This window comes from Synechococcus sp. CCY9202 (assembly GCF_034931685.1).
Taxonomy (GTDB): Bacteria; Cyanobacteriota; Cyanobacteriia; order PCC-6307; family Cyanobiaceae; genus CBW1002.
This window is the reverse complement of the sequence record NZ_JAYGID010000002.1, coordinates 1-14,158: the sequence shown is the minus strand read 5'-3', so window position 1 is coordinate 14,158 and position 14,158 is coordinate 1. Positions and strand designations below refer to the sequence as shown.

General features: G+C 67.6%; 14 protein-coding genes. 7 read left to right on the top strand and 7 right to left on the bottom strand.

Going from position 1 to position 14,158, the window contains the following annotated elements:
• The first annotated feature begins 17 nt into the window (after positions 1-17).
• From VB777_RS00455 to VB777_RS00445, 3 genes are all read left to right on the top strand, one after another.
• Complete coding sequence (locus tag VB777_RS00455) at positions 18-278, top strand: DUF1816 domain-containing protein (protein ID WP_197155078.1); 261 nt, start codon at positions 18-20, stop codon at positions 276-278.
• A gap of 30 nt (positions 279-308) precedes the next feature.
• Positions 309-1,769, top strand: a complete 1,461-nt coding sequence (gene gatA, locus VB777_RS00450) for an Asp-tRNA(Asn)/Glu-tRNA(Gln) amidotransferase subunit GatA (protein ID WP_323246349.1) — start codon at positions 309-311, stop codon at positions 1,767-1,769.
• Positions 1,770-1,957: 188 nt separating this feature from the next.
• Positions 1,958-5,512, top strand: coding sequence for a DNA polymerase III subunit alpha (locus VB777_RS00445; protein WP_322757085.1), 3,555 nt, complete (start codon positions 1,958-1,960; stop codon positions 5,510-5,512).
• Between the two features lie 20 nt (positions 5,513-5,532).
• Here VB777_RS00445 and VB777_RS00440 read toward each other — a convergent pair whose 3' ends face one another.
• From VB777_RS00440 to ruvA, 3 genes are all read right to left on the bottom strand, one after another.
• Positions 5,533-5,979, bottom strand: a complete 447-nt coding sequence (locus VB777_RS00440) for a PAM68 family protein (RefSeq protein ID WP_323246347.1) — start codon at positions 5,977-5,979, stop codon at positions 5,533-5,535.
• Between the two features lie 9 nt (positions 5,980-5,988).
• Positions 5,989-6,258, bottom strand: a complete 270-nt coding sequence (gene rpsO / locus VB777_RS00435) for a 30S ribosomal protein S15 (RefSeq protein ID WP_197155070.1) — start codon at positions 6,256-6,258, stop codon at positions 5,989-5,991.
• Between the two features lie 88 nt (positions 6,259-6,346).
• Positions 6,347-7,048 (bottom strand): Holliday junction branch migration protein RuvA, encoded by a 702-nt coding sequence (gene ruvA / locus VB777_RS00430; protein WP_322757086.1) that lies wholly within the window; start codon positions 7,046-7,048, stop codon positions 6,347-6,349.
• A 24-nt stretch (positions 7,049-7,072) separates the two neighbouring features.
• Here ruvA and VB777_RS00425 point away from each other — a divergent pair, with 24 nt between their 5' ends.
• Positions 7,073-7,537 (top strand): hypothetical protein, encoded by a 465-nt coding sequence (locus tag VB777_RS00425; protein WP_259722182.1) that lies wholly within the window; start codon positions 7,073-7,075, stop codon positions 7,535-7,537.
• Here the strand turns inward: VB777_RS00425 and VB777_RS00420 are convergent.
• On the bottom strand, positions 7,485-8,357 hold the full coding sequence (locus VB777_RS00420; RefSeq protein WP_323246400.1) for a DMT family transporter: 873 nt from the start codon (positions 8,355-8,357) through the stop codon (positions 7,485-7,487). The genes VB777_RS00425 and VB777_RS00420 overlap by 53 nt on opposite strands.
• A 199-nt stretch (positions 8,358-8,556) precedes the next feature.
• Between VB777_RS00420 and dnaG the strand changes: the two genes are divergently transcribed.
• From dnaG to VB777_RS00405, 3 genes are read left to right on the top strand one after another with little or no spacing between them, the layout of a single operon-like run.
• On the top strand, positions 8,557-10,728 hold the full coding sequence (gene dnaG, locus VB777_RS00415; protein WP_323246343.1) for a DNA primase: 2,172 nt from the start codon (positions 8,557-8,559) through the stop codon (positions 10,726-10,728).
• 43 nt (positions 10,729-10,771) lie between these two features.
• Positions 10,772-11,041 carry a hypothetical protein gene (locus VB777_RS00410; protein ID WP_197155056.1) on the top strand — a complete coding sequence of 90 codons (270 nt, stop codon included), beginning with the start codon at positions 10,772-10,774 and terminating at the stop codon, positions 11,039-11,041.
• A gap of 49 nt (positions 11,042-11,090) precedes the next feature.
• Positions 11,091-12,080, top strand: coding sequence for a sensor domain-containing diguanylate cyclase (locus VB777_RS00405; RefSeq protein WP_197170055.1), 990 nt, complete (start codon positions 11,091-11,093; stop codon positions 12,078-12,080).
• On the opposite strand, the gene VB777_RS00400 is transcribed toward VB777_RS00405, so the two are convergent.
• The 3 genes from VB777_RS00400 to VB777_RS00390 form a co-directional block, all read right to left on the bottom strand.
• Entirely contained in the window at positions 12,057-12,287 is a 231-nt protein-coding gene (locus VB777_RS00400; protein ID WP_197155046.1) for a Nif11-like leader peptide family RiPP precursor, read from the bottom strand. The two genes, VB777_RS00405 and VB777_RS00400, sit on opposite strands and share 24 nt — an antisense overlap.
• Positions 12,288-12,434: 147 nt before the next feature.
• On the bottom strand, positions 12,435-13,748 hold the full coding sequence (locus VB777_RS00395) for a Y-family DNA polymerase (RefSeq protein ID WP_197155039.1): 1,314 nt from the start codon (positions 13,746-13,748) through the stop codon (positions 12,435-12,437).
• Positions 13,749-13,758: 10 nt separating this feature from the next.
• Positions 13,759-14,158, bottom strand: a 400-nt coding sequence (locus VB777_RS00390) for a translesion error-prone DNA polymerase V autoproteolytic subunit (RefSeq protein WP_323246340.1), incomplete at its 5' end; no start/stop codon positions are given.

Genomic DNA, 14,158 nt, shown 5'->3' with positions numbered 1-14,158 from the left:
GGACTGGCGCCCTTTTGATGAATCCCCTGCTCTGGCCCACGCGGAGTGTTGTGAATGGGCTGGGACTGGCCTGGTGGGCCCGGATCGAAACCCATGACCCCGAAGCCGTGTACTGGTTCGGCCCCTTCCTGCGGCGCCGTTCGCTGGAGGCCGCCCTGCCGGCCTTCCTCGCCGATCTGTCCGAAGAGAAGCCCGGATCGATCGAGCACGAGCTGGTACGCACCCACAAGAGCGAACCCCTGACCGAATTCCCCGACGACGGCGAGGGTGCCGACTGATAGCGTCCATCGCAGTCGGGATCAGGGTGGATGGGGATCGCCGCATGGCGTGAGCAGCTGAACAGCGGCGAGGTGTCCGCCCGCGAGCTCACCGATCACCATCTGGCCCGCATCGAGGCCGTGGATCCCACCATCCACGCCTTCCTCGAGGTCACCGCCGATCGCGCCCGCGCCGACGCCGATCGCATCGATGCGGCCCGGGCCGCGGGTGAGGAGCTCCCCCCCTTGGCTGGCGTTCCGCTGGCGATCAAGGACAACCTCTGCACCAAGGGGATCCGCACCACCTGCTCCAGCCGCATGCTGGAGAGCTTCGTTCCGCCCTATGAATCCACCGTCACCGAGCGGCTCTGGAACGCCGGCGGCGTGCTGCTCGGCAAGACCAACCTCGACGAGTTCGCCATGGGCAGCTCCACCGAGACCTCGGCCTTCGGACCCAGCCTCAATCCCTGGGACCCCGACTGCGTACCGGGCGGCAGCTCCGGTGGAAGCTCCGCCGCCGTGGCAGCCGGCGAAGGCCTTGCAGCCCTCGGTTCAGATACAGGTGGATCGATCCGCCAGCCCGCCTCCTTCTGCGGGGTGGTGGGTCTCAAGCCCACCTACGGCCGGGTGAGCCGCTGGGGGCTTGTGGCCTTCGCCAGTTCCCTCGATCAGGTGGGTCCGTTCGCCACCAGCGTGGCCGATGCGGCCGAGATCCTGCAGGTGATCGCCGGCGCCGACCCCCGCGATGCCACCTGCCTCAAGGCTCCTGTTCCCGATTACCTGGCCGCGCTGCGCCAGCCGGTGGCGGGCCTGCGGGTGGGCCTGGTGCGCGAGTGCTTCGAAGCCGAAGGGCTCGACCCGGAAGTGAAGGCCTCGGTGATGGCCGCCGCAGCCCAGCTCGAGGCCCTCGGCTGTGACCTGGTGGATGTGAGCTGCCCGCGCTTCAACGACGGCATCGCCACCTACTACGTGATCGCCCCCTCGGAGGCCAGCGCCAACCTGGCCCGTTACGACGGCGTCAAGTACGGCTACCGGGCCGAAGGAACCGGCAGCCTGGCCGAGATGACCTCCCGCAGCCGCGCCGAGGGCTTCGGCGACGAGGTGCAGCGCCGCATCCTGATCGGCACCTACGCGCTCTCGGCCGGCTACGTGGACGCCTTCTACAAGAAGGCCCAGCAGGTGCGCACCCTCATCCGCCGTGATTTCAATCGCGCCTTCGAGACGGTGGACGTGCTGCTCACCCCTACCTCCCCCACCACCGCCTTCCGCTTCGGTGCCCACAGCGACGACCCCCTGGCCATGTACCTGGCCGACCTGCTGACCATCCCGGCCAACATGGCCGGCCTGCCGGCGATCAGCGTTCCCTGCGGCTTCGATTCCAAGGGCCTGCCGATCGGCCTGCAGCTGATCACGGGCGTGCTGGAAGAGGAGCGCCTGCTGCAGGTGGCGCATCACTACGAGCAAGCCGCCGATGTGATGGCCAGCCGACCGGAAGCTGCCCTGGTGCCCTGAGCCATACCGCTGCCCTGGCCCGGAATCGCAGGCGGCACCAGGACCACCAGATCCGGTGTTTCAGAGCGATACAGCTGCTCTGAAACACCGGATCTGGTGTGAATCAGGTCCGGCGGGCCTAGGGTGCACGGGGCCTCGTTGTCTGCGGTGGCCTGCCGTCTTCAGCCCGCTTCACCCCCGGCAACCCCTTGGCCTTCGTCCCTCTCCACAACCACAGCGACTACAGCCTGCTGGACGGGGCCAGTCAGCTGCCGGCGATGGTGGAGAGGGCTGTGGAGCTGGGCATGCCCGCCCTGGCCCTCACCGATCACGGTGTGATGTACGGCGCGATCGAGCTGCTGAAGCTCTGCAAGGGCGCCGGGATCAAGCCGATCATCGGCAATGAGATGTATGTGATCAACGGTTCGATCGAGGATCCGCAGCCGAAGAAGGAGCGCCGTTACCACCTGGTGGTGCTGGCCAAGAACGCCACCGGCTACCGCAACCTGGTGAAGCTCACCAGCATCAGCCACCTGCGCGGCATGCGCGGCCGCGGCATCTTTTCACGCGCCTGCATCGACAAGCAGCTGCTGCAGCAATACAGCGAGGGACTGATCGTGGCTACCGCCTGCCTCGGCGGCGAAATCCCCCAGGCGATCCTGCGGGGCCGGCCCGATGTGGCGCGGGAGGTGGCGGGCTGGTACCAGAGCGTCTTCGGAGACGATTTCTACCTCGAGATCCAGGACCACGGCGGCATCGAAGACCGGATCGTCAATACCGGCATCGCCGCGATCGGTGCCGAGCTGGGAATTCCGCTGGTGGCCACCAACGATGCCCACTACCTCAGCGTGGGGGATGTGGAAGCGCACGATGCGTTGCTGTGCGTGCTCACCGGCAAGCTGATCACCGACGAGAAGCGGCTGCGCTACACCGGCACCGAATACATCAAGAGCGAGGCGGAAATGCGCCAGCTCTTCAGCGATCACCTCGAGCCGGCGGTGATCGAGGCGGCGATCGCCAACACCGCCAAGGTGGCGGAGAAAGTGGAGGACTACGACATCCTCGGCCGCTACCAGATGCCCCGCTTTCCGATCCCGGAGGGGCACACGGCCGTGAGCTATCTCACCGCCGTGGCTGAGCAGGGCCTGCGGGCGCGGCTGAAGCTGGCCGAGGGAGACGGCTTCGATCCCACCTACGGCGAGCGCCTCGCCTTCGAACTGCAGGTGATGGAGCAGATGGGCTTCCCCACCTACTTCCTGGTGGTGTGGGACTACATCCGCTTCGCCCGCGACAACGGTATCCCGGTGGGTCCGGGACGGGGATCGGCCGCCGGATCACTGGTGGCCTACGCCCTGGGGATCACCAACATCGACCCGGTCACCAACGGTCTGCTGTTCGAGCGCTTCCTCAACCCGGAACGCAAGTCAATGCCGGATATTGACACCGACTTCTGCATCGAGCGCCGCGGTGAGGTGATCGAGTACGTGACCCGCCGCTACGGCGAGGAGAAGGTGGCGCAGATCATCACCTTCAACCGCATGACCTCGAAGGCGGTGCTCAAGGACGTGGCCCGCGTGCTCGACATTCCCTATGGCGAAGCCGACCGCCTGGCGAAGCTGATCCCGGTGGTGCGGGGTAAACCCGCCAAGCTGAAGGAGATGATCGGACCCGAATCACCGGCGCCGGAGTTCCGCGAGAAGTACGAGAACGACCCGAAGGTGAAGCACTGGGTGGATCTGGCCCGCCGGATCGAAGGCACCAACAAGACCTTCGGCGTCCATGCCGCGGGCGTTGTGATCGCCGCCGATCCCCTCGATGAGCTGGTGCCACTGCAGCGCAACAACGATGGTCAGGTGATCACCCAGTACTTCATGGAGGATGTGGAGTCGATGGGGCTGCTGAAGATGGACTTCCTCGGCCTCAAGAATCTCACCATGATCGAGAAGACGCTCGATCTGGTGCAGCAGAGCTGTGGCGAACGCATCGATCCCGACGATCTGCCGCCCGCCGATGAAGGCACCTTCGCGCTGCTGGCCCGCGGAGATCTGGAGGGCATCTTCCAGCTGGAATCGAGCGGCATGCGGCAGATCGTGCGCGACCTCAAGCCCTCATCCCTTGAAGACATCTCCTCGATCCTGGCCCTGTACCGACCAGGGCCTCTGGATGCGGGCCTGATCCCCAAATTCATCAACCGCAAGCATGGCCGCGAAGCGATCGACTTCGCCCACGAGACCCTGAAGCCGATTCTGAACGAAACCTACGGGATCATGGTCTATCAGGAGCAGATCATGAAGATCGCCCAGGACCTGGCCGGATACTCCCTCGGTGAGGCCGATCTGCTGCGGCGGGCGATGGGCAAGAAGAAAAAGAGCGAGATGGAAAAGCACCAGAGCCTCTTCGTGCAGGGTGCCACGGAACGCGGAGTCGATCCGAAGCTCGCCGAAGCGCTGTTTGAGCAGATGGTGCTGTTCGCCGAATACTGCTTCAACAAGAGCCACTCCACCGCCTACGGCGCGGTGACCTACCAGACCGCCTACCTCAAGGCCCACTACCCGGTGGCCTACATGGCGGCGCTGCTCACGGTGAATGCCGGCGACAGCAGCAAGGTGCAGCGCTACATCGCCAACTGCAACGCCATGAGCATCGAAGTGATGCCGCCGGATGTGAATGCCTCCGGCATCGATTTCACCCCCGTGGGTGATCGCATCCTCTTCGGCCTCTCGGCCGTGCGCAACCTCGGCGATGGCGCCATCCGCCAGTTGCTTGAGGCCCGCGGCAGCGATGGAGCCTTCCGCTCCCTGGCGGATCTCTGCGACCGGATCCCCTCCCAGCAGCTCAACCGCCGCGCTCTGGAGGCCCTGATCCACTGCGGTGCTCTCGACGCGCTCGAACCCAGTGCCAACCGGGCCCAGCTGATGGCGGATCTGGATCTGGTGCTCGACTGGGCCAGTTCCCGCGCCAAGGACCGGGCCAGTGGCCAGGGCAATCTGTTCGACCTGCTCGGTGGTGGCCTGGCCAGTGGTGGTGCCGCGCAAGACAGCACCACAGCCGGCGGTTCGGCCAGCGGCGACCTCAGCACCGCCCCCAAGGCGGCCCCCGTGAAGGACTATCCCCCCACCGAGAAGCTGCGGCTGGAAAAGGATCTGGTGGGGTTCTATCTGTCCGACCACCCGCTCAAGCAGCTGGCCCAGCAGGTGAAGTTGCTGTCACCGGTGAGCCTGGCGGCCCTGGAGGAGCAGGCGGACAAGGCCAAGGTGAGTGCGGTGGTGATGGTGCCGGAGCTGCGTCAGGTCACCACCCGCAAGGGCGATCGCATGGCGGTCCTGCAGCTGGAGGATCTCACCGGCAGTTGCGAGGCGGTGGTGTTCCCCAAGAGCTACGCGCGGCTCGCCGATCACCTGATGGTGGATGCGCGGCTGCTGATCTGGGGCTCGGTCGACCGGCGCGACGACCGGGTTCAGCTGATCGTGGACGACTGTCGCAGCATCGAAGACCTGCAACTGCTGCTGGTGGAGCTGCCCGCCGAGGCCGCTGCCGACATTGGTGTGCAGCATCGGCTGCGCGAATGTCTGCAGCGCCACCGTCCGCCCCAGGACGAAGCGGGGTTGCGGGTGCCGGTGGTGGCGGTGGTGCGACAGGCCGAGAAAACCCTCTATGTGCGCCTGGGCCACCAGTTCTGTGTGGCCGATGCCGAAGCTGCCGTCGCCACCCTGGGCTCGGCAGACTTCCGGGCGACGTTGCGCTCTCCCCTCAAGGCGGGGTAGGACTCAAGGCGGGTAGGACCTCACTCAGCCGGGCTGCCCTGACGCATGGCCCGCACAGACTGACGCAGTCGTCCGAGATTGACGCGGATCTGCTCCAGCCCCAGCAGGCTGCCCGGCACATCTTCCCAGCTGGAAGACAGAACGCCGTAGCTCAGGCCGACCAGACCCAGCAGGAAAAACGCTCCGGAAGTCACCAGGGTGAGGGCGGGAGCGATGTCCACCACACCTCGGCTGACCAGAAAATAACTGGCCACGAACACCCCCATGCCAAGAGCGGAGGGAATGCCGGTGGCAATGGCGATACGACGGGCCATGCGATTGGCCACCATCTCAGGAATGGCCTGCTGACCAAGGGAGGCTTTGGCGCTGCCCGAGGCTTTAGGGCTGATTGAGGATTTGGCAGTGGCCTTTGCAGGCTTCCTGGACCCGCGGGGCTCAAACGGCTTGGGCTGTCCCTGGCGGGCCATGGCGAGACCTCAGCCGCGGATGCCGAGGGTGGCGATCAGAGAGGTGTAGCGATCCTCGCTGTTGCTGCGCAGGTAGGCGAGCAGCCGCTTGCGGCGACCGATCATCTTCAGCAGACCCTGGCGGGAGGAGAAATCGTGGATGTTCTTCTGCAGGTGTCCGCTGAGCTGACTGATGCGCTCGCTCAGCATCGCCACCTGCACTTCGACCGAACCCGTGTCGGTGCCGTGGGTCTGATGGCTGTTGATCAGTTCCTGCTTCTGGATGGTGTTGAGCGGCATGGGGGCGGCGTCTGGCCCGTAACGAACAAACATCTACCCTACCTTCCGGCAGAACAGCTCTCTGGCTGGCCATTCCTTCCTGTTTTGGTCAGGCCGCTGGCCGCGACAGCCAGCGCAGGCAGGCCGCCAGCCAGGTCTCGGCGTCGCCGCAGAGGCCCAGCTCGCCCTGGGCAACAGCGACGGCATCACTGGCCGCCACGGCCCGCAGGGCCCGGTGAATCTCCAGCACCTCATAACCGAGGGCCTCGAGCGTCTGCTCCACCTCGCTGCGGGTGGACGCGACCAGGGCCGTCGCCGCGCCCTCCGCTCCAGCGGTCGGACTCTCCGCCCAGTCGTCGAAGCCATCCACCACGCCGTCCAGCAGGTCAGCGAAGCGCTCCTGCAAACGGCTCCGCAGTTCCACCGACAACCGCTCCGCCGTGCGCTTGCCCACCCCGGGGGCACTGCTGAGCTGGCGCAGATCCGCCTGGACGATGGCGCGGGCCAGCTCCTCGGCCGCCATCGCACCCAGCAACCCCAGGGCCATCTGCGGGCCCACGCCACTCACGGCCACCAGCTCTCGGAACAGGTCGCGCTCCTGCCGTTGGGGGAAGCCGTAGAGCGTCCAGGCATCGTCCCGGATGGCGTGATGGATGTGCAGGCTGAGCCGCGACCCAGCCGACGGCAGCTCCCGCCAGTGCCGCTGGCTCAGTTGCACCTCATAGCCCACGCCCTGGCAGAGCAGCAGCAATCCGCAGCGCGCCCCCTGCTGCCAGGGATCGCTCACCTGCCCTTGCAGCCAACCGATCATGGGGAAGCTCGCTTCGTCGCCCCCATGCTGCCCGCCCTGCCACCCCCCTCGCAGTTGCGCCGGCTGCTCACAGGCAGCCTGATCCTGCTGGCGCTGCTGCTGCCGCTGAGCCTGGGGGGATGTGGCGGCGTGGGGCAGCCGCCGCGATCGGTGCTGCTCAGCGCCCTGGGCCTGCAGATCGACCTCACCCAGGGAGCCATTGCCCAGGCCCTGGCCCTGGAGCCGGCCGGCCCGCCCGAGGTGAGCCGGGTGCGGCTGGAGCACCAGGAAAGCCTGGCCATCGGCGAGGCCAAGGGCCTGCACCTCAACGGCCGTTTCGACTGGCGCCTGGCCGGCGATCCCATCCGGGTCGATACCCCCTTCGATCTCTATCTGCAGCGGGGCGAGCGGGGCCAGAGCTGGCGGCTGGCCCAACCGACCGGCAGCAGCGACGGTCTCAACCAGGACTGGCTGACCTACCCCCTGCCTCTGAACGGCCGCTCAGGCTGAGCAGGGTGGCCAGCAGCACCAGGGCCGCGCCCAGCAGCGTCCAGCCGTCGATCCCCTCCTGGAAGATGAGCCAGCCCCAGAGCCCGGCGAACACCACCTGGGCGTAGCTGATCGCCGTGGCCTTAGCCGCCGGCAGGGCGGTGAGGCCCCGGGTGAGCCACACCTGGCCCAGCTGGGTGAACAATCCGACCCCCACCAGCCAGAGCAGCTCCACCGGCGTGGGCATCACCGGATCGAGCGCCACCAGCGGCAGGCTCAGGGGCACGGCCACCAGGGGGTAATAGAACACGATCACCAGGGGATGCTCACTGCGGCCCAGCTGGCGCACGCTCACGTAGGCCAGGGCAGTGCACAGGGCTCCGGCCAGGGCGATCAGCACCGGAATCAGCGGCAGGGAAGGGGCGGAGGCCCGGCCCATCCCGCCCAGCAGCGCCGCCGGCTGGGCCACCAGCAGCACCCCCAGCCAGCCCACCGCCATGGCCGCCAGCACGCGCCGGCCGATCCGCTCCCCCAGGGCCAGCCAGGCCAGCAGGGCGGTGAAGGTGGGGTAGAGGTACTGCAGCACCGTGGCTGAAGCGAGCGGCAGCGCCGCCAGGGCCGCGTAGACGCACAGCAGCGCCAGGGTGCCGATGGCCCCCCGCACGATCAGCAGGCCACGCCGGCGGCCCCAGGGGTCGATGTCGGCGCGGCGCAGCAACCACCAGCTCAGGGCCACGCTCAGCAGCGCCCGGGCCAGCACCACCTCGGCGGCGGGGATGCGGGCGCCCACCTGCTTGACGCACACCCCCATCAGGCTGAAGCTCAGGGCGCTGAGCAGCATCGCCCGCACGGCGGCGGCCTCGATCGGGGTTGACCCCAGCGGCAGAACGCGCACGAGTGTCCCTGGCGGGCTGCTCAGGATCGCACTCTGCAGCCAGGCTGTGCCATCGAAACGGCAGCGGCTCCCTCCTGATCCCTGCAGAATCGCCCTCAGTTTTTCTCCTCCCTCCTCTCCTCTCCTTTCCCCCTCCGCCTTTTCCTTGAGCCTGCCCCGCCTCCACCCCCGCACGATCGAGGCCGTCAAGGAACGGGCCGACATCGTCGATGTGGTCGGCGAGCACGTGGTGCTCAAGAAGAAGGGGCGCGAGTTCGTGGGGATCTGCCCCTTCCACGACGACAAATCACCGTCGATGACGGTGTCGCCAGCCAAGCAGTTCTATTACTGCTTCTCCTGCGGTGCCGGCGGCAACGCCATCAAGTTCCTGATGGAACTGCAGCGCCAGAGCTTCGGCGATGTGGTGCTGGAGCTGGCGCGCAAGTATCAGCTGCCGATCGAGACCGTCGACGGACCCCAGCAGGAACGGCTGCGCAAGCAGCTGTCCCGCCGTGAGCAGCTGCATCGGGTGCTCACCCTGGCGGCGGGCTGGTTCCGCAGCCAGCTGCGCAGTCCCGAGGGCGCCGCGGCCCTCGCTTACCTCAAGGACAACCGCGGCCTCAGCGAAGGCACTCTCGAGACCTTCGAGCTGGGCTACGCCCCGGACCGTTGGGACGGTCTGCTCACCCACCTGCAGCAGGTGGAGGGCCTTGGGGTGGATCTGCTGGAGGCCGCCGGGATGGTGGTGGCCCGCAAGGGCGGTGAGGGCTTCTACGACCGCTTCCGCCATCGCGTGATGGTGCCGATCAAGGACCGCCAGGGCCGGGTGATCGGCTTCGGTGGCCGCAGCCTCGATGGCGGCGAACCGAAGTACCTCAACTCCCCGGAAACGGAGGTGTTCGAGAAGGGCAAGCATCTGTTCGGCCTCGACCGGGCCACCGCCGCGATCCGCAAGGACGACCAGGCGGTGGTGGTGGAGGGCTATTTCGATGTGATCGCCCTCCATGCGGCCGGCATCACCAATGCGGTGGCGGCCCTGGGGACAGCGTTGAGCAGTCAGCAGATCACCCAGATCTGCCGCGGCTGCGACAGCAAGCGGCTGATCCTCAATTTCGACAGCGACGGCGCCGGCGTGCGGGCCGCCCAGCGGGCGATCGGCGAAGTGGAGCAGCTGGCCCTGCAGGGCCAGCTGGAGCTGCGCGTGCTGCACCTGCCCGCCGGCAAGGATCCCGACGAGTTCCTCAGGCAGCACGGCCCCGGCGAGTACCGCGCCCTGCTGGAAGCCGCGCCCCTCTGGCTCGACTGGCAGATCGAGCAGGTGCTGGCCGACCGCGATCTCGCCCGGGCCGACCAGTTCCAGCAGGCGGTGGCTGGCCTGGTGGAACTGCTCGGCAAACTCCCCCAGAGCGCCGTGCGCAGCCACTACCTGCAGCAGGTGGCGGAGCGGCTCAGCGGCGGCCAGGCCCGCCTGGCCCTGCAGCTGGAGGAAGACCTGCGCCAGCAGGTGAAGGGCCAGCGCTGGCACGGACGCTCCCAGAAGTGGGAGCAGCCCGGCGAAGCGGGACTGCGGGAACGGGCCGAGGCGGAGGTGCTGCGGCTCTACCTCCACTGCCCGCTGCACCGGCCCCTGATCCGGCGGGAGCTGCGGCAACGGGACCTGGAAGACTTCGCCCTGCAGCACCATCGCCTGCTCTGGGCCGCGATCAGCGCCCTCGAGGAAGACAACCTCGGGGCCGGCCGGCTGGAGGCGATCAACCGCGGCAGTGATGGCGGAGAGGATCTGGCTGATCTGGATCTGCCACGGTTGCTGGGCGATCAGCTGGTGGTGGAGCAGAGCGCCCTGCTCAGCCGTCTGACGCCGCTGCTGGAACCCAGCGAACTGCATCGCATGGCCCTGGCCCAGCCCGAGCTGCAGCTGCGTGGCACCACGGCCGTGCTCGAGCGGCAGCGGGCCCTGAAGCGCTGCCGACACCTGCTCGATGCCTGGAGGTCCCAGAACCTGGAAACGCTGGAACGCTGTCTCGCCCGCCTGCTGAACCCCATCGATGCCCCCACCGCCACCAATCCGCCGGGAGCGGCAGAGGCCAGCACAGCAGCAACCACGGATCCGGCACGAGTTACGGATCCGGCACGAGCCACGGCTCCGGCGGAAGCCGCCCTGGACATGGAGAGCCGCATCGAGGCCATGTTCGCGGAGCTCAACAGCGACGCCCTGCGCTTCCAGGACCTCTATTACAACGAGCGTCGCTATCTCGAGCAGCTCGATGCCCGCCGCCGCGCCGGCTATGAGGAGCTGGTCCGGGAAGCCAGATCGGAGCTGACCTCGGGTCCGGCCTGAGGCTGTCTGCCTTCACAATGAAGACAGCGTGCATGGTGTCGCCATGGGCTTCTACGAGGTTCTCTGGCATGGCGAGCAGATCGGCGACGGCGCCGACCTGGCCGAGGCCCTGGAATGCTTTGCCGCCGTTCGCCCGGATGATCAGGATTGGGAGCAGGCCTGCGCCGCGCCGGGCGCCGAACCGATGGTGCGCCGCTACGCCTCCTTCGATGCCTTTCTCGACAACGCCGATGAACTTGAGACGCTGCCGGTGACCGCCGCCATGATCAGAGAGGCCCTTGGCGATACGCCGCCGGACGGCCACCTGCTCTGATCGCCGTCCTCCGGCCTCACCGGCACTCCCTGTTTGTCTCCGCACCGCCATGGCCAGCTTTCCGATTCCTGCCGATGAACAGGAGCGCCTGCGTGATCTGGAGCGGCACGATCTCAAGGGCCATGCCGATGATCCCCACTTCGATCGGATTCTGACCCTGGCCCGGAGCCTCTACCAGACTCCGATCGCCGTGATCTCCCTGGTGGAAGCCGATCGGCAGTGGTTTCTCTCCCGTCAGGGCCTGACGGTGCGGGAAACACCGCGGGAGCAGGCCTTCTGCGGCCACACCATTCTCGGAGACGAGGTACTGGTGGTGCCCGATGCCCTGGCCGACGAGCGCTTCTCCACCAATCCCCTGGTCACGGGCGATCCCCACATCCGCTTCTACGCCGGAGCGCCGCTACGCACGCCCGATGGGCACAAGCTCGGCTCTCTCTGCGTGATCGACCGGGAACCGCGCCAGCCCAGCCCTGAGCAGATCGATCAGCTGAAGCTGCTGGCCGACCTGGTGATGCGCGAGATCGAACTCCGGCGGATGAGTCACCACTGTCCGGTGACCGGACTGCCGCAGCGCACCCTGCTGCACAAACTCGGCACCAAGGAGTTCGAGAGAGCGCTGCAGCACGACCTGCCCCTGTCACTTCTGTGCATCGACCTCGACAATTTCCGCCTGATCAACAACCGCTGGGGCCACCCCGCCGGTGATCAGGTGCTCCGCGACGTGAGCCAGCTCTGCCGCAGCCTGCTGCCGGAGCATGATCTGGTGGTGCGCATGGGGAACAGCGAATTCGCACTGCTGATGCTGGAGCGCGACAGTGACTCCGCCCTGCAGATCGCCGAACAACTGCGCGAGAGCGTTCACCACCTCCCTGGCGTGTTCTCCCATTCCGGCTACCAGCTCCAGATCAGCGGTGGACTCACCAGCCGCACCGCCGGCGACACCAGCTTCAACGATCTGCTGCACCGCGCCGAACATGCCCTGGATCTGGCCAAGACCAACGGCCGCGACCAGATCTCACGCCTGATGGGAGCTGACTGAGCCAGCCACCGCCTGCCGCGCTACAACCTCGCGACTGCGCTGATCGTCCTGGCGGGCACGTTTCAGATCGACGGCGCTGATCCCATAGCCGAGACGCCGTGCCGTGCGAATCAGATCGGCGGTGTTGCGGCAGCGGCGCAGACGGGCACGCATCCGCTCGTCCCTCTCGGCATCCACCACCAGGCGGTGAAGATTCTGCATGCTCATGACAACCTCCCAGAAGGATTTCGGCCGGAGCGGATGTCACTCAGGGGCTCCGGAATGCATCGACCTTATCGGTGTCATCACGCCAGTCCAGCGCCAGTCGCATCCGGTCGGATCTCAGCGGCCGCCAGTCACGATTCGGTTGGATGTTCAGCCAGCCTGCACCCAGGGCAGATCGCTCAGACGCGTGGTGGCGGCACGGGAGAGCCGGGAACGGCGCATCATCCAGGCCGGCCGCAGACCACAGGCCGCCCACTGCACCGTGCCTCGACCGTAGCGGCGGTTCAGGGCATCGATCGTGGCCAGAAGGGCCTCACGGCGCTGCTGCTGCTCCAGCGGCATCGGTGCCAGCAGATGGTGCTGCAGCTGCTCGAGGGGCTGGAGCTGCTGCAGCAGCACACCGGCCTTCTGCAACGGCTTGTGGGGCCGGAACAGACGCTCGGCCAGGGGAAGGGCGGCGGCCAGCAGCACGGCGGTGTCGTTGCTGGCCAGGGGCAGCTGCACCGTGGCGGCATTGCTGTAGAAGCGGCTGCCATCGAAGGGGCTGCTGCGCACGAACACGGTGATCGCCCCGGCCCGCTGCCGCTGACGCCGCAGCTTCTCGGCGGCGCGGCTGAGATAGGTGGCGATCGCCTCGCGCAGATCCGTCAGCGTGGTGACGGGCTGGCTGAAGCTGCGGCTGACGCAGGTTTCCTGCTTGGCCGGCGGCAGGCTCACCAGGGGCAGACAGCTCCGGCCGCGCAGTTCCTCCTGCAGCCGCAGACCCACCACGCCACACCGGCGGCGCAGCTCGCCGCTGGCCAGATCGCGCAGCTGGCGGGCATCGGCGACGCCGCGCAGGCGGCACCAACGCGCCAGCTGGCGGCCGATGCCCCAGACGTCCTCGATGGCGACGGATTCCAGCCAGGGGTCAGGATCCGCCACCGCCCCCAGATCGAACACCCCACCGTGGCGGGGATCGCCCTTGGCCAGACGGTTGGCGATCTTGGCCAGCACCTTGGTGGGCGCGATGCCCACCGCCACCGGCAGACCGAGATGGCGCTGCACCTGAGCCCGCAGCCGCCGCCCCCAACTCGTGAGATCACCGCCAGGCCTGAGATCCGCGCCGCTGGGATCGCCGGCTGCAGGCCGATGCAGGCGACCAAAGGCCTCGTCGATCGAATAGACCTCCAGCTCCTCCACCCAGGGCTCGATCGTGGCCATCAGCCGCTGGCTCATGTCGGCATAGAGGGCGTAATTGGAGCTGCGCACGATCACCCCCAGCCGCTCCAGCTCGCGACGCACCTGGAAATAGGGCTGGCCCATGGGAATGCCCAGGCTGCGCGCTGCGGCGCTGCGGGCCACGATGCAGCCGTCGTTGTTGGAGAGCACCACCAGCGGCCGGCCGGCCACGGCGGGATCGAGGGCCGCCTCGCAGGAGGCGTAGAAATTGTTGGCGTCGATCAGCACCGTGGCCAGGGCCATGGGAGAGCGCTCAGAGCGGGTGGATCACGTGAATGGCCACGCCCCAGAGCCGGTCATCGTCCGCCGCCCCCAGCTCCAGCAACGGATAGGCCGGATGGGCCGCCTCCAGCAGCCAGCGCCCCTGCTGCCGCACCAGGCGCTTGAGCGTGAAGGCCCCCTCCAGCACCGCCACCACAATCCGCCCGGGGCGCGGCTCCAGGCTGCGATCCACGATCAGCAGATCGCCGTGGTGAATGCCGGCCCCGATCATCGAATCACCGCTGACCCGCAGGAAAAAGGTGCTGCTGGGATGGCGGATCAGCACCTCGTTGAGATCGATGGCCGCCTCCATGTAATCGTCCGCGGGGCTGGGGAAGCCGGCCGCCACCGCCTCGGCGGCGAGGGGCAGGGCCAGCGGCGGGCGCTGCGGC

Coding starts and splice junctions, on each gene's coding strand:
- VB777_RS00455 (WP_197155078.1), top strand. CDS start 18: ATGAATCCCCTGCTCTGGCCCACGCGGAGTGTTGTGAATGGGCTGGGA.
- gatA (WP_323246349.1), top strand. CDS start 309: ATGGGGATCGCCGCATGGCGTGAGCAGCTGAACAGCGGCGAGGTGTCC.
- VB777_RS00440 (WP_323246347.1), bottom strand. CDS start 5,979: ATGGCCCGCCAGGGACAGCCCAAGCCGTTTGAGCCCCGCGGGTCCAGG.
- rpsO (WP_197155070.1), bottom strand. CDS start 6,258: ATGCCGCTCAACACCATCCAGAAGCAGGAACTGATCAACAGCCATCAG.
- ruvA (WP_322757086.1), bottom strand. CDS start 7,048: ATGATCGGTTGGCTGCAAGGGCAGGTGAGCGATCCCTGGCAGCAGGGG.
- VB777_RS00425 (WP_259722182.1), top strand. CDS start 7,073: ATGCTGCCCGCCCTGCCACCCCCCTCGCAGTTGCGCCGGCTGCTCACA.
- VB777_RS00420 (WP_323246400.1), bottom strand. CDS start 8,357: ATGCTGCTCAGCGCCCTGAGCTTCAGCCTGATGGGGGTGTGCGTCAAG.
- VB777_RS00410 (WP_197155056.1), top strand. CDS start 10,772: ATGGGCTTCTACGAGGTTCTCTGGCATGGCGAGCAGATCGGCGACGGC.
- VB777_RS00405 (WP_197170055.1), top strand. CDS start 11,091: ATGGCCAGCTTTCCGATTCCTGCCGATGAACAGGAGCGCCTGCGTGAT.
- VB777_RS00400 (WP_197155046.1), bottom strand. CDS start 12,287: ATGAGCATGCAGAATCTTCACCGCCTGGTGGTGGATGCCGAGAGGGAC.
- VB777_RS00395 (WP_197155039.1), bottom strand. CDS start 13,748: ATGGCCCTGGCCACGGTGCTGATCGACGCCAACAATTTCTACGCCTCC.